Origin of the sequence: Thermicanus aegyptius DSM 12793 (assembly GCF_000510645.1) — a bacterium.
In the GTDB taxonomy this organism is placed as follows: domain Bacteria; phylum Bacillota; class Bacilli; order Thermicanales; family Thermicanaceae; genus Thermicanus; species Thermicanus aegyptius.
In genome coordinates, this window is record NZ_KI783301.1 from 769,415 (window position 1) to 789,715 (window position 20,301).

Here is a 20,301-nt window from a genome sequence, read left to right on the forward strand (position 1 = left end):
CCCTATGACGAAGAAATATCGCGTGGCTGTCGTGGGTGCAACGGGAGCGGTGGGCAGGGAGATGGTTCATCAATTGGAGGAGCGGAATTTCCCCGTGGGTGATCTTCTTCTCCTTGCTTCCAGCCGTTCTGCAGGTACCACTCTGGAGTTTCATGGAGAATCGGTCCTAGTGAAGGAGGCTACTCCCGATCAATTTGAAGGGGTAGAGATTGCTCTTTTCAGTGCCGGGGGAAAAGTAAGTAAAATGCTCGCTCCCGAGGCTGTAAAGCGGGGAGCCGTCGTCATCGATAACTCAAATGCATTTCGCATGGAGGAAGAGGTCCCCCTCGTCGTTCCGGAAGTGAATGAGGGAGAGATCTTTAAACATAAAGGGATTATTGCCAATCCCAATTGCTCCACGATTCAGATGGTGGTCGCCTTAAAGCCCTTGCGGGATCGTCTTGGGCTTAAACGGGTGATCGTTTCCACCTATCAAGCCGTTTCCGGTGCGGGTGCGAAGGCCGTCGCAGAACTTATGGAGGAGTCAAAGGCCATCCTGGCAGGAACCCCTGTGGAAGCGAAGATCCTCCCGGTCGCTTCTCTCCCGGTGAAGCATCAAATTGCGTTTAATGCCATTCCCCAGATCGACGTTTTTCAAGAGAACGGGTTTACATTGGAAGAGATGAAGATGGTGAGGGAAACGAAGAAAATTTTTGGGGATCCTTCCATCCAAGTGGCGGCGACCTGTGTACGCATTCCCGTACGCACAGGCCATTCCGAATCGGTCTATGTGGAGACCAAAGAACCGATTCCGGATCTCGCCGTCGTGAGAAAGTGGCTCACAGAGGCCCCTGGAGTTGTCGTGGTTGATCAACCGGAGGAGCAACGCTATCCTATGGCTACCGATGCGGAAGGGAAAAGGGAGGTTTTTGTCGGCAGAATTCGCAAGGACCTTAACAATGATAACGGTCTTCACTTGTGGATCGTTTCCGACAATCTCCTGAAGGGTGCGGCATGGAATGCGGTCCAGATTGCCGAACGTTTGATCGCTCGTTAAGAAGCATTTCTCCAAAAGAGAGGGAAAGGTTTCTCTTTCAGGGAAAATGGACGTTAAAAATCCGTGGCAAACAGGTCCATCCAACCATAGGGGAAAACGGATGGAAAGAACGGAGAGAAGAAGATGGGGATTTTAGTCCAAAAATTTGGGGGAACCTCCCTTACAGATCACGAACGGAGGGAGCGGGCTTTATTCCATATCCGAAAAGGGAAAGAGAAAGGGTATGATTTGGTTGTCGTCGTCTCCGCCATGGGTAGAAAGGGTGATCCGTATGCCACGGATACCCTGCTTTCCCTCTTGGAAGACGGGGAGATCCCACCCAGGGAAAAAGATCTTCTCATGTCGACGGGAGAGGTGATCTCGGCCGCGGTTATGTCGGGAGCTCTTTGGAAAGAAGGGCTTCCGAACACGATCCTGTTGGGAGGACAGGCAGGCATCCTGACCAATGACCGATTTGGCAATGCCCTCATCACCGATCTTCGCCCTGAAAGGGTGCGAAAAGAATTGGAAGAAGGGAAGATCGTCATCGTCCCCGGTTTCCAGGGGATGACCTTGGATGGTGAAATCACAACCCTCGGAAGAGGGGGAAGCGATACGACGGCGACCGCCATTGGGGTCGCCCTCGGCGCGGAATATGTAGACATCTTTACCGATGTGGAAGGAATCATGACCGCCGATCCCAGAATTGTTCGTGAAGCCCGCCCCATCGATGTGATGACCTATACGGAGGTTGCCAATTTAGCGCATCTGGGCGCCAAGGTGATTCATCCCCGGGCGGTGGAGATTGCCATGCAAAAGAATATCCCGATTCGGGTCCGCTCTACCTTTGGCGAAGGAGAAGGGACGTTGATTACCAGCCTAACCGAGGTGAACCGTTCCCTGGCCGAGGTGAAAGACCGGATCGTAACCGGAGTAACCCAAGTTCCCCACATTACCCAGGTAAAGGTGAGGGCCGAGCGTGGTGAGTTTGACCTTCAGCTCAGGGTGTTTAAGGCAATGGCGGAACATGGCATCAGTGTAGATTTCATCAATGTAAGTCCGAGCGGAGTCGTCTACACCGTCTATGAACATGAAGGAGAGAGAACGAGAAAGATCCTTGCTGAGATGGGTTATGAACCGGAGCTGCTGCCCGGGTGCGCCAAGGTTTCTGTGGTAGGTGCAGGGATAGCCGGGACCCCGGGAGTGATGGCGAAAATCGTAGAAGCTTTGGTGGAAGAGGAGATTCGCATCCTTCAATCGGCCGACTCTCATACCACCATTTGGGTCCTGGTGAAGTTAGAGGATATGAACCGAGCCGTGCGTGCCATTCACAGAAAGTTTCACCTTAATGAATGAGGGGCTAAGCCGGGGCCCCCGAATGTATCAGAGGGGATCCCAAAAATAGGAGGAAAATGCGATGGATTTTGGAAGATTGTTAACCGCAATGGTTACACCTTTCGATGAAGAGCTGGAAATTAACTGGCCGCAGGTCGACCGGTTGGTGGATCACCTCATCGCCACCGGAACCGAAGCGATCGTCGTCGCCGGGACGACCGGAGAATCTCCTACCTTGACGAAAGAGGAGAAATTGGAACTTTATCGCCGGGTGAAGGAGAGGGCGCATGGGAAAGCCCTGACGATTGCCGGAACCGGGGGGAACAATACGAAGGAGTCGATTGCTTTAACCAAGAAGGCGGAAGAGATCGGTGTAGACGGGGTGATGCTGGTCGTTCCCTATTACAATAAGCCCTCTCAGGAAGGGCTTTACCGGCATTTTAAAGCGATTGCAGAAGAAACCTCCCTGCCGATCATGCTCTACAACATTCCAGGCCGGTCCGGAATCAACATGAATGCGGATACGGTGCTTCGCTTAAGCTTGCTGCCCAACATCCGGGCGGTAAAGGAAGCGAGTGGGAATTTATCCCAGGTGGCCAAGATCATCGAGGGGACACCGGAAGATTTTTTGCTTTACAGCGGTGATGATTCCATGCTCCTTCCCATTCTCTCCATCGGCGGACATGGGGTTGTCAGTGTGGCCAGTCATGTGATCGGCAACGAGATTCGACGTATGATCAATGCCTTTTTTGCCGGGGATGTGCAGGAAGCGGCCCGCCTTCACAGAAAGAATTTAAAGATCTTCGAGGGTCTCTTTTTTACATCGAGTCCTGCACCGGTTAAGGCGGCACTGGAATTGAAAGGGTTTCACGTCGGAGGATTGCGCCTTCCCTTGGTCTCTTTGAGTGAAGAGGAAAGGGAAAGGGTAAAAGGATTTTTACAGGATTAAACGACAGAACGAGAAAACGAGTAGAGGGAATCTCTTAGGAAATGGGGATTCCCTTTTTTTAGCATAAGGAGTTTCTTGAAAAGGGAAAATAGGTTTATCTTACCTTGCCAAAAGGGAAAAGAAACTGTATAATTAGAGCAAGTGTGATTGGTGCGGCTTCCTTCTTATTGCATGTCTGTGACAACTGCATAATTAGGAGGAATGTTATTTGGCCAAAACGAACCAGAAATTGTCAATCTTGGCGATGGGCGGCTTAGGAGAGATTGGCAAGAACATGTATGTCATCCGATACGGGGATGATATCGTGGTCATCGATTCTGGTCTCAAATTTCCTGAAGAAGAGATGCTCGGCGTCGATATCGTGATTCCAGATATAGCTTACCTGGAAGAGAATCGAGACAAAATCCGAGGCATTCTTCTTACGCATGGTCATGAGGATCACATTGGCGGCTTACCTTATGTGCTGCGCTCCTTAAATGTCCCTGTCTACGGGACCCGTCTTACGTTAGGATTGGTTGAGGGGAAGCTGAAAGAAACAGGGATCCTTGGAGAAGCAAAGCTTCATGTCATTACCAGCTCATCGGAAGTACAACTTGGGTCCATGAAAGCCACATTCTTCCGGACAAACCATAGTATTCCTGATTCGGTGGGGATCGCTTTGGAAACTCCGGAAGGGATCGTCGTTCACACCGGAGACTTTAAGTTTGACCAGACTCCGGTTCATGAACAACACGCTGAACTTCATAAGATGGCGGAATTGGGAGCCCGGGGTGTATTATGCCTTCTTTCAGACAGTACCAATGCAGAACGGCCCGGATTTACGGGATCGGAACGTAAAGTGGGAGAAAATCTGAAGGAAATTTTCCTTAATACCAAGTCTCGCCTCATCATTTCTACCTTCGCCTCAAATATTCATCGAATTCAGCAGGTTTTTGAAGCCTCTGCATTGGTGGGCCGAAAGGTGACGGTGATCGGACGGAGCATGGTAAACGTAGTAAATACTGCCAAGGAATTGGGGTATTTGCAGGTTCCTGAAGGGATGCTGGTGGATCCGGAGGAGATCAGCCAGCTGCCCGCCGAAAAAGTCGTGATCCTTTCCACAGGAAGCCAGGGAGAACCGATGTCCGCTTTAACCCGTATGGCGAGGAATACCCATCGGACGATCGATATTCTTCCGGGAGATACGGTGATTATTGCCGCCACACCGATCCCCGGAAATGAGAAATATGTCGCCCGCACCGTAGACCAGCTCTTCCGTCTGGGTGCGGACGTGATCTACGGCCCAGGTTCGGAGACGGGGGTTCACGTTTCAGGACATGGGAGTCAGGAAGAGTTGAAACTGATGTTAAACTTGATTCGCCCCAAATTCTTTATCCCTGTCCATGGGGAGTATCGTATGCTGCGGAAGCACGCTTTGCTTGCCATGGAGGTAGGGGTGCCCAAAGAGAACATTTTTATCGTGGACAACGGGGATGTGGTGGAATTTCAACATGGGAAAGCCCGCCTGGGGGGTAAGGTTCCGGCCGGTAATGTGTTGATCGATGGCCTTGGAGTAGGCGATGTGGGAAATATCGTCCTGCGGGACCGAAAGCTGCTCTCCCAGGATGGGATTTTGGTTGTCGTCGTCACCCTAAGCAAACAAAAAGGCGTGATCCTCTCCGGCCCCGATATTATCTCACGGGGATTCGTTTATGTCCGCGAATCCGAACCTCTTTTGGAAGAGGCGAATCGCATTGTTACCAATACGTTAAATAAGTGCATGCAGGAAAACGTCAACGAATGGACTTCGCTAAAGAATAACGTGAAGGAAGCGTTAGGCCGTTTTCTCTATGAACAGACTCGAAGAAGGCCGATGATCCTACCTATCATCATGGAGGTATAAGGGGGAACATCCGGAAAAAAGAAACGCCCACACACGAACGCCAAGTGCCCCGTAAAGGGGCATTTGGCTTTTTTACGCATACTCCTCTTTTTTATTTCTCATACTAACCTTATGAGTTTAGAAGGAGGGAAAAAAGATGGGAAATCATAGGGAAGAGGGACTCCGCCAAGAAGCCGTTCCTGCTCCCGGGGAGAATCCCCCTGAACCCGGCCACCCCCCCTTTACGAGGGAAAAGGATGGGACGATTGAGGCGATCCGCCATTTCGGGCAAACGGCTCTCCCCCAGCCGGAGATGAATATCTACTCCCTTTCCATCGTTGGACAGATTGAAGGGCACATCCAGCTGCCTCCCCAAAATAAAACGACGAAATACGAGCATCTGATCCCTCAGTTGGTTGCGGCGGAACAAAATCAGAGAATTGAAGGAATCTTGATCCTTCTCAACACGGTGGGAGGGGATGTGGAAGCGGGTCTTGCCATCGCCGAAATGATTGCCTCTTTAAGCAAACCTACCGTTGCGGTGGTGATCGGCGGGGGACACAGCATCGGTGTTCCCATAGCCGTCGCTGCAGATTATTCTTTTATCGCAGAGACCGCCACCATGACCATCCACCCCATCCGACTGACCGGATTGGTGATAGGAGTCCCGCAAACCTTCGAATACCTGGATAAGATGCAGGAGCGGATCATTCATTTTGTAACGAAGCATTCACGGATTAAGGAGGAGAAGTTTCGCGAAATGATGTTTAAAACAGGGGAGTTGACCCGGGATGTGGGGACCAATGTGGCCGGGCCCGATGCGGTTCGCATGGGGCTTATCGATGCCATCGGAGGGATTGGGGATGCGGTGCAGGAATTAAACCGCCGGATTCAAGAAAAAAGGAGAGAGAAGGAAGGAGAACGTGTGGTTCAATGAAACAGGAGAATAGTAAAGAAGAAAGGGGATGCGCGGGATGAACCAAGGGTTGGGACTCCCCATCGTTTTTGACTCCCTCCTCCCTGCGGAGTATGTGTGGAAAGATTTTGACGCCATGTCCAATAAAGTATACCAGGAGATTCAGGAGGGAGAGAGAACCTTAATCATCGAGGAATTTTCCCCCGGGGAGGCCCAGGTGGTCCGTCTCATCAGCCCCAGGGCGGAGGATTATCTCCTGCCGAACTTCACCCCCGGAACAAGGATTACGGCCCGCTATACCTTTTAGAGGATGAACCGCCTGTGATATAATGGGGGACAGGTGGTGGTTCGATTGTCCCGAAAACGTAAAAAAAGAAAGTGGAGCATCGAGGCTCGTTATGAACTGTATGGACTTCTTCTCATCCTGCTAAGCATCTTGGCGGCGACCAAATGGGGAGCCGTCGGACGGGCCCTCCGTTATCTCCTTCGTTTTTTGGCGGGGAATTGGGAATTCTTATTACTCCCTTATCTGATCGGTGTGGGCTTTTTCGTCATGATCCGGAGAAAATGGCCTTCTTTTCGCTCCTGGAGAATGATCGGTGGTCTTCTTATCTTTCTTTCCATCCTCATTTTTGCCCATCTTGATCTCTATCAAGGGTTAACCCAGTCAGGGAGCCTAGCTCCGAATATATGGAACGATACATTGGATCGAATCTTGGCTGAGCAGGCGGGGCCCCAGAAAGCCATTGGCGGAGGCTTGACCGGTGCTTTCTTTTTTATGATCCTTTATTATCTCTTCGGTTACTATGGAGCTCTCCTTTTCACGTCTCTCCTCGCCCTTGCAGGGCTTATGTTCTTAACCGGCTTCACGTTGAAAAAGGGGGCGATCTGGATCAGAAGTTTGGCGACCCAGATCCAATCCCTCTTTGCCCAAGGATTTATACGGCTTGGGCACTTCCTAAAGGGAAAGTTGATCTTTTCCGCTCAAAAACGGGATCAATCCTCCACGGAAGAAGGTTCTTCGTCCGAAAAACCGGTGATCGTCGATTTCGCCCAGCGAATCCATACGGAACGGGAAAAATTAGGGACGGAGGATCGAATCCCTTCGGAAGAAGGGAAGATCATCCAAGGTTCCCTTCCTTTGTGGGAGGAAGAAAAGGAAGAGAGTAAACGGGAAAAAGAAGTGGAAGAGGAAATGAGGGAGGGAGAAGAAGATCTCCAGGGAAGAGAATTCCATTCTTATGATCTTCCTCCCTATACCCTCCTGGATAAACCGAAACGACTCCCCAGTCGGGAATCTCGGGATATTGCCAACAATATCCAAAAATTGGAACAAACCTTAAAAAGTTTTGGGGTTCAGGCACGAATAACCAATGTGCATCGGGGACCGGCGGTAACCCGCTATGAATTGCAGCCGGATATCGGTGTAAAGGTGAGCCGTATCGTGAACCTGACCGATGATATTGCCCTGGCGTTGGCGGCAAAGGATATCCGCATGGAAGCCCCGATTCCTGGGAAAGCGGCGATCGGGATCGAAGTGCCCAATGAACACGTCTCACTCGTTACCCTGCGGGAAGTTTTGGAATCGGCACCTTTCCATGAATCCTCTTCCCGCCTCACGATCGCCTTGGGAAGGGATATTTCTGGAGAGCCCATTGTGGGGGATTTGGCGAAAATGCCCCATCTCCTTGTGGCGGGGGCGACGGGAAGCGGGAAGAGCGTCTGCATCAATTCCATCATCTCCAGTATTTTATTTAAGGCCCGACCCGATGAAGTGAAATTTATCATGGTAGACCCCAAAATGGTGGAGCTCTCCATCTACAACGGTGTTCCCCATCTATTAACACCGGTGGTAACCGATCCAAAGAAAGCCTCCTTCGCCCTTCGCAAAGTGGTGCAAGAGATGGAGAGACGGTATGAGCTTTTTGCCCATGCAGGTGCAAAGGATCTTGATCGATATAATCAGATGGGCGGACATCCCCCTTTGCCTTATATTGTGGTGATTGTAGATGAATTGGCGGACCTGATGATGGTCTCCCCTGCCGATGTGGAAGACTCGATTACGCGTTTGGCCCAGAAAGCGAGAGCTGCGGGGATTCACCTCATCCTGGCCACCCAACGTCCTTCCGTAGATGTGATCACCGGGGTGATTAAAGCAAACATTCCCTCCCGCATCGCCTTTGGGGTATCATCCCAGGTTGATTCCCGGACGATCCTGGACATGGCCGGGGCAGAAAAATTGTTGGGAAAGGGGGACATGCTCTATCTTCCTGTGGGATCCGCTAAAGTGACCCGAATTCAAGGGTGTTTTGTGAGCGACAGGGAGGTGGAAGCCTTGGTAGAGTTTATTAAAAAACAAGGAGAGCCCCACTATGCGGAAGAGCTTGTGACAGGAGAAGGGGAAGAGACGACGGAGCCTTCCATGGAAGATGATCTTTATGAGAAAGCCGTCCAATTGGTGATCGAAAGCCAGACGGCCTCCGTCTCTCTCTTACAGCGGCGCTTTCGGGTGGGGTATGCACGGGCTGCCCGGCTCATTGATATGATGGAGGCCAATGGGATCGTCGGTCCCTATGAAGGGAGTAAACCGAGGGAGGTTTTGGTCAGCAAACGGGATGAAAGCCAAATTTCGTGAGAGATCTCATCCGCGCAACCGCATTCGACATGATCGCCAATTTTCGCTTTTCTCTTTGTCCAAAAAATGATAAGATACCATTGTTCACGAGATCTTACATAAACGACCTTAAAAATAGGGGGTAGAACCGATGAAAAAATGGATTTCCGCCTTGGGAATTCTGGCGCTCGTTGCCACCCTCATTCTGGCAGCATGTGGAACTTCCGGAAACCAGGGGAATCAAGGGGCGTCGGATCAAGGGCAGCAGGGAGCAACCAACGACCAAAAACCGGCCGAGCAGAAGAAAACCTTTAAAGTGGGGATGGTGACCGACGTCGGCGGTGTGAACGACAACTCTTTCAACCAGAGCGCATGGGAAGGTTTGCAGCAGTTCGCCAAGGATACCGGTGCCGAGGTGAAATACGCCCAGAGCACCAGCGATACCGATTATATCCCTAACTTGAACGATTTCGTGAAAAACGGGTATGACCTGACCTGGGGAATCGGCTATCTTATGGCAGACCATGTGAAGCAGGTTGCGGAACAGAATCCGAATGCCAAATTGGCCATTATCGACGGAGTGGTGGAAGGCCCGCAGAATGTAGAGTCGGTCACCTTTTCCGAAAATGAAGGTTCCTTCTTGGTGGGGGTTGTTGCAGGACTGATGACCAAGACCAACAAGATCGGTTTTGTCGGCGGAATGGAAATCCCGGTCATCAAGAGATTTGAGGCAGGATTTAAGGCCGGGGTTGCCGCGGTGAACCCCAAGGCGGAAGTGATCATTAACTACACGGGCGCTTTTGATAAGCCGGATGAAGGAAAGGCGGCGGCAGCTTCCATCTATGACGCAGGGGCGGACATTATCTTCCATGCTTCCGGGAAAACGGGCGATGGGGTCTTTGGAGAAGCAAACGATCGTTTGAAGAATGGAAAACAAGTTTGGGTGATCGGTGTAGACCGGGATCAGCGGGATCTTGGCCCGGATATTACCCTCACTTCCATGATGAAACGGGTGGATGTAGCGGTTCAGACGATTTCCAAGGCAACGATGGATGGGAATTTCAAAGGTGGAGTAACCACGCTGGGTTTGAAAGATAACGCGGTGGGACTCCCAGCAGATAATCCCCACGTTCCAAAGGAAGTTTTGGATAAAGTGGCTGAATATCAACAAAAGATTATAAAGGGCGAAATCACAGTCCCGCAAGAATAAAAGAGGCGGGCAAATCGGAGAAGGCTAGTCCCTGTTGAGAACTAGCCTTCTTTTCTCTCATCTCACGGAAAAAGGTGATTGAATGGATAGAAATAAACCTGCGGTTGAGATGGTAAATATTACAAAACGTTTTCCCGGAATCGTCGCCAATGATCATATCTCTTTCAAAGTAAATCAAGGGGAGATTCACGCCCTCCTCGGTGAAAATGGCGCCGGAAAATCGACCTTGATGAACATTCTCTTCGGACTATATCAACCGGACGAAGGAGAGATTTACGTTCATGGGGAAAAAGTGGTGATTGACGGCCCAAACAAGGCCATCCGGTTAGGAATCGGGATGGTTCATCAACACTTTAAGCTGGTGGAAACGTTCACGGTGACGGAAAATATTATCCTGGGGCAGGAACCTACGAAAGGCCTCACGTTAGATTACAAGACGGCTAGAGCCAAGGTGGCCGAACTTTCCCGCCGATATGGGCTTGATGTGGACCCGGATGCGAAAATCGGGGAGATCTCGGTGGGAATGCAGCAACGGGTGGAGATCTTAAAGATCCTGTACCGGGGGGCGGAGATCCTCATTTTTGATGAACCCACCGCCGTCTTAACCCCGCAGGAGATTGATGAGCTGATGGCCATCATGAAAAACCTGGTTCAGGAAGGAAAGACCATACTGCTCATCACCCACAAGTTGAGGGAGATTATGGCCATATCCGATGCCGTAACCATCATACGGCGGGGAAAAGTGATCGAGACGCTGAAAACCTCCGAGACCAATCCGGATATGCTGGCGGAGATGATGGTGGGCCGCCATGTCACTTTCCAGGTGGAGAAAGGGCCGTCCAAACCCGGGGAGGTCATCCTTCGGGTGGAAGGGATTCGTGAAGAGAGCAAGGTGGGTAAGCCCCGTTTAAACGGCATCTCCTTCCAAGTGAGAGCAGGAGAAATTTACGGCATCGCCGGAGTGGATGGGAACGGTCAGAGCCAGCTCATCGAAGTGATCACCGGCCTAAAAAAGGCAAGTCATGGAAAAGTTCTATTTAAAGGCCGAGAAATCACCAATCAACCCCCCCGAAAGATATCTGAACTGGGCATATCACACATTCCCGAAGACAGGCAAAGAAGAGGATTGATCCTCGATTTTACCTTAAGTGAGAATCTCGCGTTAAAAACCTATTTCCGGCCTGCTTTTCAGCGGAGAGGGTTTCTTCATTATGAGGCGATGAACCGGCAGGCGGAAAGGCTGGTAGAAGAGTTTGATGTGCGGACGCCGAGCATCCTGAATACCGCCCGGTCTTTATCCGGGGGGAATCAGCAGAAGGCGATTATTGCCCGGGAATATGACGCAGACCCCGATCTTATGATCGCGGCCCAGCCGACCCGTGGACTTGACGTAGGTGCGATCGAATACATTCATAAGCGTTTGGTTGAATTGAGAGATAAAGGGAAAGCCGTCCTCCTCATTTCATTCGAGTTGGATGAAATCCTTCAATTATCCGATCGGATCGGAGTTATTTTTAACGGCCAAATCGTAGGGGAGGTCCGACCGGAAGAGACCGATGAGCAGGAGTTGGGACTGATGATGGCCGGGAGCAAAGTAAAGGAGGTGAAGGAATCCCATGGATAAAGTGCTGCGCATATTTTCGAAGGATTCCTTTTATATCCCCCTCATTGCCATCATCCTCGGCCTTTTATTAGGGGCTCTCATCATGCTGGCGGGAGGATATCAGCCGATGGTGGCATACACCTCCCTTTTTAACAAGGTTTTTGGGGATCTTTATAATATAGGGGAAACGGTCCGGGAGGTAACCCCCCTGATTCTCACCGGATTATCGGTTGCCTTCGCTTTTCGCACAGGTCTCTTTAACATCGGCGCTTCCGGACAGATGATGATGGGTATGACCGGAGCCACCTTGATCGGCATTACGGTAAACCTTCCCTGGTTCCTCCATGTTCCTTTGGCCATCCTTGCAGGAGGTCTTTTAGGCGGGCTCTGGGGAGCGATCGCAGGCTATCTGAAGGCGAAGAGGGGCATCAATGAGGTAATCACCACCATCATGTTAAATTGGATCTCCCTCTATCTTTCCAACTACATCATCGCCAATTATCTCTTTGATCCCAAGAATAAACAGCGTTCTCTTTACATCCAGGATACCGCCTCCATCTCCATGCCCTGGCTCTCCAATCTCTTTAACCATGCCCGCATGAATTGGGGCATCATTCTCGCCTTGCTGGCGGCCATCCTGTTCTACATTCTCCTCTGGAAGACGAAGATGGGCTATGAACTGAGGGCGGTGGGATTTAACCCTCATGCCTCGGAATATGCGGGGATTAACGTGAGCCGAAATGTGATGGCCTCCATGTTTATTGCCGGAATTTTCTCCGGCGTGGCGGGCGTGATTCAGATTTTGGGAGTTTACCATTATCAAACCGTTACCGCCGCCTTACCCAGCCAAGGCTTCGACGCCATCGCCGTCGCCCTTTTGGGCGGAAATACGCCGGTTGGGGTGATCCTAGCCGCATTCCTGTTCGGAGCATTAAACTACGGCTCTGCGGGAATGAAATTTGGGGCGGAGGTGCCTCCGGAAATTATCCGGGTCGTCATTGCTTCCATCATCTTCTTTATCGCCGCCCACGGTTTCATTCGCATCTTTCTTAAACCGTTCCGGAAGGGAGAGAAGGCCGGATGATCTCTGCCATCTTGACAGATATCAGCCAATTGATCAATATCACCTTAGTCTTTTCCACTTCCCTCATTTTGACGGCCATGGGAGGAATTCATTCGGAAAGGTCGGGCGTCGTCAATATCGGTTTGGAAGGGTTGATGATGAGCGGCGCCTTTGCCGCCGCCGTGTCCGCCTATTTCCTGGAGCAGGCCGGATGGGGAATTTGGGGAGCCTGGATGGGGCTCGTTGCCGCGGCTCTCTTTGGTGCTTTTTTTGCCCTTCTTCATGCGGTGGCAAGCGTCACTTTTAAGGCAGATCAGGTCGTGAGCGGTGTTGTCATCAATCTTCTCGCGGCAGGCCTTACCGTCTATCTCGTTAAGGTTCTTTTTGAAGGGGCAGGGGAAACGAAAACCTTGCATGCGGCGGTCTTTTCCAAAGTCTCCATTCCCGTTCTTGCCGACATTCCTTATGTGGGTTATGCCTTCTTTCAGGCGTATCCAACCACCTATCTGGCGATCCTTATTGTCCTATTCACCTATTTTCTTCTCTGGAAGACCCGCTTCGGACTACGACTTCGTTCGGTCGGGGAGAATCCCGGCGCCGCCGATACGTTGGGGATTCATGTGCAGGTGATCCGCTATATCGGTGTGATGATCAGCGGTGCCTATGCAGGGCTCGGAGGGGCCACCATCGCCCTTACGACGACGGCCAACTACTCCCACAACACCATATCGGGGCAAGGGTTTATCGCCATTGCCTCCATGATCTTCGGGAAATGGCATCCCTTCGGCGCATTGGGAGCCGCTCTTCTTTTCGGCATGGCCACAGGGCTTAAGAACTTCATCCAACTCTTCCCTTGGGCGAAGATGATTCCCACCGAATTTATCTTTATGATCCCCTATATCTTGACGATCCTGGTGCTGGCCGGAGCGGTGGGAAAAGCCACTCCGCCGGCAGCCTTGGGCCAGCCCTATGATCCGGCCAAAAGATAAGAGGATGGGATAAAATCTCATTGCTCAATGTTCATCACAAGATAAAGCATTACGATCTTTTTTCAACGGGTAAGGAATCGCTCCTCATGTAAGGGCGATTCCTTTTTTTGGTTCCGTTTGATTAGGTATTTTTTCCATCCACCTTTTTATCGTCTATAAATGTCCGGGTAAACCATACTAAGGTTATCTTCGCCTTAGGAAGGGGGGTTATCCCATGGATTGGAGTTGTCCTTATTGCGGCTACCAACACGGTTTTTATTTCGAGGATGATCAATTGTCGGGCATGGTCTGCCTGCGTCCGGAATGCGGTCGTTTTGACCCCTTCGACGAGAAGGAAGGGGAGAAGCGGGAGAAGCTTTATGACTCCGACCTGTAATGAAGATGCCCTTCCCCTTGTAGAGCCGTCCCAAATCGGCTACTCTTACATTGTAGAAGGAAAGGGGAATGGGAATTGAAAACGATTTTGATAACAGGCGCTTCCGGTGGCATCGGGAGCAGGATCGCCTGCGAAGTGGCGAATGAGGAGACCTTCCTCGTCCTGCAAGGCAGGAATCGGGAGACCCTTGAAGCGGTGAAAAAGAAAGTATTGGCAAAGGGAGCGGCAGCCGAACTCTGGGTTTCCGATTTTCGCCGTCTCCATACGGAGGAGGTTGCGAAAGAGACGTCTCTTCAGAATGTGGACATCTACATTCACTGCAGCGGGAATTCCCTTTATAAGCTCATTACAGATACCTCGGAGGAGGAGTGGGATGCCCTCTTCGCCGTACATATTAAAAGCGCCTTTCTCATCAGCCGGCGGTTGATTCCCTATATGATTCGCCGGAGGTGGGGTAGGATTCTCTTGATCTCTTCCATCTGGGGGGAAGCGGGAGCCGCCATGGAGGTGGCCTACTCGGCGGCAAAAGGGGCCGTCGGCCTCTACACCAAAGCCTTGGCGAAGGAGTTGGCCCCCTCCGGCATTACGGTCAATGCCATCGCTCCGGGGGCGATCGATACCCCCATGATGCGGGAGGATTTTGCAGAAGAGGAAATCAAGGAGATCGCCGGGCGAATTCCTGCGGGGAGGTTGGGAACACCGGAAGAGGTGGCTCATCTCGCCCGTTTCCTGATTCGCGAAGAGAGCGCCTACATCACCGGACAAATCCTTCATGTGAACGGGGGCTGGTTATAGGCTTATCGGAATCCTTCCGAAAGGAACCTGCAAAGGTTTGAAAAACCAAAAATCATAAGGCGACACAAAGGTGCCACAGAGGAGATGAATAATTCCCCGGTCAACCGATCATATTATGGATGTAACTTGATGATGAAGAAAGGGGTATAGGAAATGTCCGTACTCGATAACTTTGATCAATGGAAATCTTTTTTGCATGATCGGATTGAACAGGCGAAAGCCGCGGGCATGAGTCAAGATACCATAGCCAATCTGGCAAGTCATATCGGCGATTACCTGTCCAAGGCGGTCGATCCGAAAAACCGGGAAGAGCGGCTCCTCTCCGAAATGTGGAAGGTAGCCGATGAGGAAGAGCAAAAGGCGTTGGCCAATGTGATGGTGAAAATGGTCCAGTAGTACCGATCAGATGAATAGGTAACGCAAAACCCTTCTTGTTTATCAAGAAGGGTTTTGCATTATCCTTTTTACCAAAATGTTTTTGCAGAAAAAAAGTAAAATGGTGTAGAATGAAAGTATCCGAAACGGGAACGAGGAGAAGTGAATGGATGAAGGAAAAGAAGTAAAAGAATGGTATTTTGAGTATGAAATCCACAGGAATCGCCCCGGCCTTTTAGGGGATATCGCCTCCCTTTTCGGGATGTTAAATATTAATATAGAGGCCATCAATGGGGTGGAAAATGAACGGAGGGGACTCCTTCTTCAGTGCGATGATGAAAAAAAGATGAGCTTTATTGAATCCCTCCTCAAGCAAATCCCCAACATTACGGTAACCGCTTTTCGCCCCCTCTCCATGCTGGATCGGCTGGTGATTCGCCATGGGCGGTACATAAGCCGCGATGTTACCGATCGGAAGACGTTTCGCTTCACCCGGGAAGAATTAGGTCTTCTGGTGGATTTTCTTGGAGAAATTTGTAAAAGGGAGGGAAACCAGCTGATTGGAGTGCGGGGAATGCCAAGGGTTGGGAAGACGGAGTCTACCATCGCCGCCAGCGTCCATGCCAATAAACGCTGGATCGTCATTTCCTCCACCCTCTTGAAACAGACGATGGCGACCACTCTAGCGGAGGACGAATACTCCCCCCATCATATCTATTTAATTGACAGCATGGTTACCTGGTTACGGGGAAGCGAACGTCATCAAAGTTTAGTCCGGGAAATTCTCCAAATGCCTGCCACCAAGATCATCGAGCATCCAGACATCTTCGTCCATGAGACAGAGTACCGTTGGGAAGATTTTGATGCGATCATCGAGATTCGCAACCATGAAGGCGAAGAGATTAAGTATAACCTTTTGGAGTTAAAAAGGAATACGACCGATTTCTGAATGCGAACGAAAGGGTGAAAATATGGGAGAGCTGGGGCTTGTTTTAAAAAAGAGGCGGGAAGAGAAACATTTAACGTTGGACGATTTGCAAGAAATCACCAAAATCCAGAAACGGTACATTGATGCCATTGAAAAGGGAAATTACCACCTGCTTCCGGGCCCTTTTTATACCCGGGCGTTTATTCGGAACTTGGCAGAGACGCTCTCGCTCAATCCGGATCAACTTTTGGAACAATATGAAAGTGAATTGCCTTCAGTTGAACCGGAACCCCTAGAAACCATTCCACGCAGACGGAGAAGCCTGAACCGACCTTCGATTTTCGGACCGTGGATCACCAAAGTTCTTCTCTTTCTCTTCGTTTTGATCATCCTCTTCATCATCTACATGTTTATTGTGCGACAGTTCCCGGCCGCTCCACCCCAGGAAGCGGAGAAGAATCCCCCTCAAGTTCAAGAAAATTTTCCAAAAACCTCCTCTCCCACATCGAATCAGACAGGAACCAATGGTGGAGGAGCCGCGTCAGTTAATGAAGGAGGCACTTCTCCAGCGCCTTCCCCGGCGAAGGAACCGATCCTTACATTTGTGAAGGAGGAAGGGAAGACCAGCTATTATCAGATCAGCAATGTGGACTATATTTCCCTGCAGGTCTCAACGCCCCGGGGTCCTTGCTGGATGGAAGTAAGAAAAGGGAAAAAAGGGAAAGTAATTTATTCGGCCACTCTCCCGGAAAAACAGGAGATGAAATGGGAATTTACCGATTCAAACAATGCATATATTCGTTTGGGCGCCACGCAAAACGTCGATGTGACGGTCAATGGGAAACCGGTCTCGCTGGCCGGGAAAAAAGATGTATACCGCTTGGATATCACCTTAGTGGGAACCACATCTGCAACTCCTTAGGGGACTTATCCCATGGGAACCTCTTAAAGGCATACCCCATCTCCTTTTTGCCTGATCTCTTTTTCCTCTTCTCTTGGTGTTCGTTTTCTTCCCAGATGCTCCGGATGATTCTATGACTTTGACACCCATGGGGGAAAAAGGTATACTGGATGGAGGAAGAAGGATGGAGGTTGTTATGCAACAGAAGCATGGAGAAGAGAAAGTAGCCATTGTCACCCTTGGGTGTGAAAAAAATAAAGTAGATTCGGAGATCATGTCCGATCTCATCGATCGGAAAGGGTACCAATTGGTGGATCGACCGGAAGAAGCGACGGTCGTTATCGTGAACACCTGCGGATTTATCGATGCAGCTAAAGAAGAATCGATCGACACCATTCTGGAAGTTGCCCGGTTAAAGGGGCACGGCCAACTGAAATCGCTCATCGTGGCGGGATGCCTAACAGAACGGTATCAGGAAATTCTCCTGCAGGAAATGCCTGAGATTGATGGGCTGGTGGGGACGGGGAATATTGATAAAATCACCGCCGTCATCGAGGAATCCCTGGCGGGGAGACATCCTGTTTATGTGGGAAATCCTGCCTTTTCATATGAAAATATTTCCCGAAAGCGCAGGGAAAAACGTGCTTCTGCTTTCGTGAAGATCGCCGAAGGGTGCAATAACCAATGTACATTTTGTGCGATCCCCATCATGAGGGGAAAGCTTCGTTCCCGTACGATTGCGTCGGTCACCCGGGAAGTACGGCAACTGGTTGAGGAAGGGGTTAAAGAGGTCTCCCTGATCGCCCAGGATCTTTCCAATTATGGGGTGGACCTGACCGGACGCTCCCTTTTGCCGGACCTTCTTCGGTCTTTGCAGGAGATTCCTCAGCTTTCTTGGATTCGTCTTCATTACCTTTATCCCGGTGCTTTCAGCGATGAACTCCTGGAAACGATGGCCACTTGCGATAAAGTGGTTCCTTATGCGGATATTCCCCTTCAACATAGCGAAGACTCCATTTTACGCCGAATGAGAAGGCCGGGTTATCAAACGGATATCCGGAATCTCCTACGACGGATTCGGGATAGAATCCCCGATGTGGCCATTCGCACATCCATCATTGTTGGTTTTCCCGGCGAGACGGAAGAGGATTTTGAAAACCTGCTTTCTTTCATTAAGGAAGTAAAGTTTGACCGTCTCGGAGTATTTACCTATTCCCAAGAAGAAGGAACCCCTGCGGCTCGTCTCAAGGAACAGGTAGCGGATGAGGTGAAGGAGGAACGGGCCGGTCGGTTGATGGAGATTCAACGACGCATCACTGCGGAGCGAAACAGCCGCTTTGTTGGGCGGATTCTTCCCGTATTGGTAGAGAAAAAGGATGAAAAAAACGGAGTTTACATCGGCAGAACCCCTTATGATGCGGTGGAGGTAGATGGAGAGGTATATCTCACCGGTTACCGGGGAGATGTGGGGGAGATCATCCCCGTCCGCATCACCCATTCCTATGATTATGATTTAGCGGGGGTGGCCATAAATCGTTGAATCTTCCTAATCGTCTTACCCTGGCACGCGTCCTCATCATCCCTTTTTTTATGGTGGCGATCTTAACCTATGAGAAATATCCATGGGGCTACTTCGTTTGGGGAGAGGAAACCCTTTCCTATAACGAGGCGGTCGCCCTTTTCCTCTTTCTGATTGCTGCTTTGACGGATCAATTGGATGGCTACTTGGCCCGGAAGATGGGACTTATCACCAATTTCGGCAAGTTGATGGATCCCCTCGCCGACAAGATGCTGGTAACGGCTGCCTTGGTCATGCTGGTTCAGCTTGGAAGGATACCGGCATGGATGGTCATCCTCATCCTGAGCCGGGAGTTTGCCGTCTCCGGGTTACGGATGATTGCCGCTTCGGAAGGAATGGTGATGGCGGCAGGCCCCTGGGGAAAGTTGAAAACCGTCTTACAGATGATTGCCATCTCTTTGCTCATCGTGCATAATCTCCCCTTCTCATTTCTCCATTTGCCTTTAGATCAGATCATGTTATGGGCGGCACTCATGGTTACCCTGATCTCCGGGTTTGATTATTTCTGGAAAAATCCCCACATTTGGAGAGGAGAGAGTTGAGGAACATGAGAGCAGAGATCTTGGCGGTAGGAACCGAGCTGTTAATGGGGCAAATTGCAAATACCAACGCTCAATATCTCTCGGAGCGCTTGGCTGAACTGGGAATTAATGTTTATTATCATGGGGTGGTGGGGGATAATTTAGACCGAATAGTCGCTTACCTGGAACAGGCGAAAAAGAGGTCGGATATCGTTCTGATTACCGGAGGACTTGGGCCCACGGAAGATGATCTTACCAAAAATGCCTTGGCCCATTTCTTGAAGAAGAATCTGGTGGTCGATGAGGAGATCTTGAAAGCGATTGAAGAGTATTTTCACAGGCGCAAGCTCCGGATGACCCCGAATAACCGCCGCCAAGCCGAGATCTTGGAAGGGGCGGTAGTTTTCCCGAATAAAACGGGGCTGGCTGCAGGGATGGGCATTATGGAAGGTGGCATCCATTACCTCCTGTTTCCGGGTCCTCCGTCGGAGATGATCCCGATGTTTAGGGATTATGGCATCCCTTATCTCCGTCGGATTCATCCGGAGAGCAGCTCCCTCTACTCGAGGGTACTTCGTTTTTTCGGGATTGGGGAATCGGCATTGGTGACGGAATTAGGGGACTTGATCGGTGGGCAGACGGATCCTACGCTTGCCCCCTATGCGAAGGAAGCAGAAGTGACCCTTCGGCTTACCACCAGAGCCAAGTCCAGGGAAGAAGCCGACGGCCGGCTGGATCCGATCCAACAGGAAATCTTAAAACGGGTCGGGTCGTACTATTATGGAGAAGGAGAAGATCACTCGATCGAAAAGGTTCTGTTCCAAGCCCTGTTAGATCGAGGGGCAACCCTGGCTACGGCGGAGAGCTGCACCGGAGGCAGAATTGGAGAGTTGATCACAACCCTCTCTGGGGCCTCAAAGGTTTATAAGGGAGGGGTGGTCGCCTATACCAATGAGGCGAAGGAAAACCTCCTAAACATCCCTACAGATCTCTTGCGAACCGAGGGTGCCGTCAGTGCCGCATGTGCCCTGGAGATGGCCGATCAGGTAAGGCGGCGTCTCAAGGCAGATTACGGGCTTTCCGTAACCGGAGTGGCAGGTCCGGATGCCCAGGAAGAAAAACCGGTCGGCCTCGTCTATGTAGGTTTCTCGGGAGAGGACCGTCGCGAATCGATGGAATTTGTTTTTGCCGGATCGAGGGAAGGGATTCAGCTCAGGGCGGCAAAAACGGCTATGTTTCAATTATGGAAGAGAATAAAAGAAAGGTGACCA

Annotated in this window: 19 protein-coding genes; all 19 read left to right on the forward strand. The window is 50.7% G+C overall.

Annotation, left to right across the window (positions count from 1 at the left end):
* Positions 1-4: 4 nt before the first annotated feature.
* Positions 5-1,036, forward strand: a complete 1,032-nt coding sequence (locus tag THEAE_RS0104095) for an aspartate-semialdehyde dehydrogenase (RefSeq protein WP_005588451.1) — start codon at positions 5-7, stop codon at positions 1,034-1,036.
* A gap of 123 nt (positions 1,037-1,159) precedes the next feature.
* Entirely contained in the window at positions 1,160-2,371 is a 1,212-nt protein-coding gene (gene dapG / locus THEAE_RS0104100; protein ID WP_028986609.1) for an aspartate kinase, read from the forward strand.
* Between the two features lie 61 nt (positions 2,372-2,432).
* Complete coding sequence (gene dapA / locus THEAE_RS0104105; RefSeq protein ID WP_005588452.1) at positions 2,433-3,299, forward strand: 4-hydroxy-tetrahydrodipicolinate synthase; 867 nt, start codon at positions 2,433-2,435, stop codon at positions 3,297-3,299.
* A 244-nt stretch (positions 3,300-3,543) separates the two neighbouring features.
* Positions 3,544-5,181 carry a ribonuclease J gene (locus THEAE_RS0104110; protein ID WP_425426420.1) on the forward strand — a complete coding sequence of 546 codons (1,638 nt, stop codon included), beginning with the start codon at positions 3,544-3,546 and terminating at the stop codon, positions 5,179-5,181.
* A 136-nt stretch (positions 5,182-5,317) separates the two neighbouring features.
* Entirely contained in the window at positions 5,318-6,097 is a 780-nt protein-coding gene (locus THEAE_RS0104115; RefSeq protein ID WP_028986610.1) for a ClpP family protease, read from the forward strand.
* Between the two features lie 37 nt (positions 6,098-6,134).
* A complete protein-coding gene (locus THEAE_RS0104120; RefSeq protein WP_051430811.1) occupies positions 6,135-6,383 on the forward strand; it encodes a YlzJ-like family protein in 249 nt (82 codons plus the stop codon).
* 45 nt (positions 6,384-6,428) lie between these two features.
* Positions 6,429-8,711 carry an FtsK/SpoIIIE family DNA translocase gene (locus THEAE_RS0104125; protein ID WP_028986612.1) on the forward strand — a complete coding sequence of 761 codons (2,283 nt, stop codon included), beginning with the start codon at positions 6,429-6,431 and terminating at the stop codon, positions 8,709-8,711.
* Positions 8,712-8,841: 130 nt separating this feature from the next.
* On the forward strand, positions 8,842-9,900 hold the full coding sequence (locus THEAE_RS0104130) for a BMP family lipoprotein (RefSeq protein ID WP_005588457.1): 1,059 nt from the start codon (positions 8,842-8,844) through the stop codon (positions 9,898-9,900).
* Positions 9,901-9,982: 82 nt separating this feature from the next.
* Positions 9,983-11,524 carry an ABC transporter ATP-binding protein gene (locus tag THEAE_RS0104135; RefSeq protein ID WP_028986613.1) on the forward strand — a complete coding sequence of 514 codons (1,542 nt, stop codon included), beginning with the start codon at positions 9,983-9,985 and terminating at the stop codon, positions 11,522-11,524.
* On the forward strand, positions 11,517-12,587 hold the full coding sequence (locus THEAE_RS0104140; RefSeq protein ID WP_005588459.1) for an ABC transporter permease: 1,071 nt from the start codon (positions 11,517-11,519) through the stop codon (positions 12,585-12,587). The genes THEAE_RS0104135 and THEAE_RS0104140 overlap by 8 nt, the downstream gene beginning before the upstream one ends.
* Positions 12,584-13,555: an ABC transporter permease gene (locus THEAE_RS0104145; protein WP_028986614.1), complete on the forward strand. Its 972-nt coding sequence runs from the start codon at positions 12,584-12,586 to the stop codon at positions 13,553-13,555. The genes THEAE_RS0104140 and THEAE_RS0104145 overlap by 4 nt, the downstream gene beginning before the upstream one ends.
* 214 nt (positions 13,556-13,769) lie before the next feature.
* The gene (locus tag THEAE_RS23230) at positions 13,770-13,931 is read left to right on the forward strand and encodes a hypothetical protein (protein ID WP_169729955.1); all 162 of its coding nucleotides are present in this window, start codon (positions 13,770-13,772) and stop codon (positions 13,929-13,931) included.
* 75 nt (positions 13,932-14,006) lie between these two features.
* The gene (gene ymfI / locus THEAE_RS0104160) at positions 14,007-14,726 is read left to right on the forward strand and encodes an elongation factor P 5-aminopentanone reductase (protein WP_028986615.1); all 720 of its coding nucleotides are present in this window, start codon (positions 14,007-14,009) and stop codon (positions 14,724-14,726) included.
* 153 nt (positions 14,727-14,879) lie between these two features.
* A complete protein-coding gene (locus tag THEAE_RS0104165; protein ID WP_005588461.1) occupies positions 14,880-15,122 on the forward strand; it encodes a DUF3243 domain-containing protein in 243 nt (80 codons plus the stop codon).
* Between the two features lie 145 nt (positions 15,123-15,267).
* Complete coding sequence (locus THEAE_RS0104170) at positions 15,268-16,050, forward strand: DUF3388 domain-containing protein (protein WP_005588462.1); 783 nt, start codon at positions 15,268-15,270, stop codon at positions 16,048-16,050.
* 22 nt (positions 16,051-16,072) lie between these two features.
* Entirely contained in the window at positions 16,073-16,951 is an 879-nt protein-coding gene (locus THEAE_RS0104175; protein ID WP_005588947.1) for a helix-turn-helix domain-containing protein, read from the forward strand.
* Positions 16,952-17,126: 175 nt separating this feature from the next.
* Entirely contained in the window at positions 17,127-18,470 is a 1,344-nt protein-coding gene (gene rimO, locus THEAE_RS0104180) for a 30S ribosomal protein S12 methylthiotransferase RimO (protein WP_028986616.1), read from the forward strand.
* Positions 18,467-19,051 (forward strand): CDP-diacylglycerol--glycerol-3-phosphate 3-phosphatidyltransferase, encoded by a 585-nt coding sequence (pgsA, locus tag THEAE_RS0104185; RefSeq protein WP_005588945.1) that lies wholly within the window; start codon positions 18,467-18,469, stop codon positions 19,049-19,051. Before rimO ends, pgsA begins: the two co-directional genes overlap by 4 nt.
* A gap of 5 nt (positions 19,052-19,056) precedes the next feature.
* The gene (locus THEAE_RS0104190; protein ID WP_028986617.1) at positions 19,057-20,298 is read left to right on the forward strand and encodes a competence/damage-inducible protein A; all 1,242 of its coding nucleotides are present in this window, start codon (positions 19,057-19,059) and stop codon (positions 20,296-20,298) included.
* The last annotated feature ends 3 nt before the right edge of the window (positions 20,299-20,301 follow it).

What these genes read in the sequence shown, in the direction of transcription:
- THEAE_RS0104095 (WP_005588451.1), top strand. Translation starts at nt 5, where the DNA reads ATGACGAAGAAATATCGCGTGGCTGTCGTGGGTGCAACGGGAGCGGTG.
- dapG (WP_028986609.1), top strand. Translation starts at nt 1,160, where the DNA reads ATGGGGATTTTAGTCCAAAAATTTGGGGGAACCTCCCTTACAGATCAC.
- dapA (WP_005588452.1), top strand. Translation starts at nt 2,433, where the DNA reads ATGGATTTTGGAAGATTGTTAACCGCAATGGTTACACCTTTCGATGAA.
- THEAE_RS0104110 (WP_425426420.1), top strand. Translation starts at nt 3,544, where the DNA reads ATGGGCGGCTTAGGAGAGATTGGCAAGAACATGTATGTCATCCGATAC.
- THEAE_RS0104115 (WP_028986610.1), top strand. Translation starts at nt 5,318, where the DNA reads ATGGGAAATCATAGGGAAGAGGGACTCCGCCAAGAAGCCGTTCCTGCT.
- THEAE_RS0104120 (WP_051430811.1), top strand. Translation starts at nt 6,135, where the DNA reads ATGAACCAAGGGTTGGGACTCCCCATCGTTTTTGACTCCCTCCTCCCT.
- THEAE_RS0104130 (WP_005588457.1), top strand. Translation starts at nt 8,842, where the DNA reads ATGAAAAAATGGATTTCCGCCTTGGGAATTCTGGCGCTCGTTGCCACC.
- THEAE_RS0104135 (WP_028986613.1), top strand. Translation starts at nt 9,983, where the DNA reads ATGGATAGAAATAAACCTGCGGTTGAGATGGTAAATATTACAAAACGT.
- THEAE_RS0104140 (WP_005588459.1), top strand. Translation starts at nt 11,517, where the DNA reads ATGGATAAAGTGCTGCGCATATTTTCGAAGGATTCCTTTTATATCCCC.
- THEAE_RS0104145 (WP_028986614.1), top strand. Translation starts at nt 12,584, where the DNA reads ATGATCTCTGCCATCTTGACAGATATCAGCCAATTGATCAATATCACC.
- THEAE_RS23230 (WP_169729955.1), top strand. Translation starts at nt 13,770, where the DNA reads ATGGATTGGAGTTGTCCTTATTGCGGCTACCAACACGGTTTTTATTTC.
- THEAE_RS0104165 (WP_005588461.1), top strand. Translation starts at nt 14,880, where the DNA reads ATGTCCGTACTCGATAACTTTGATCAATGGAAATCTTTTTTGCATGAT.
- THEAE_RS0104170 (WP_005588462.1), top strand. Translation starts at nt 15,268, where the DNA reads ATGGATGAAGGAAAAGAAGTAAAAGAATGGTATTTTGAGTATGAAATC.
- THEAE_RS0104175 (WP_005588947.1), top strand. Translation starts at nt 16,073, where the DNA reads ATGGGAGAGCTGGGGCTTGTTTTAAAAAAGAGGCGGGAAGAGAAACAT.
- rimO (WP_028986616.1), top strand. Translation starts at nt 17,127, where the DNA reads ATGCAACAGAAGCATGGAGAAGAGAAAGTAGCCATTGTCACCCTTGGG.
- THEAE_RS0104190 (WP_028986617.1), top strand. Translation starts at nt 19,057, where the DNA reads ATGAGAGCAGAGATCTTGGCGGTAGGAACCGAGCTGTTAATGGGGCAA.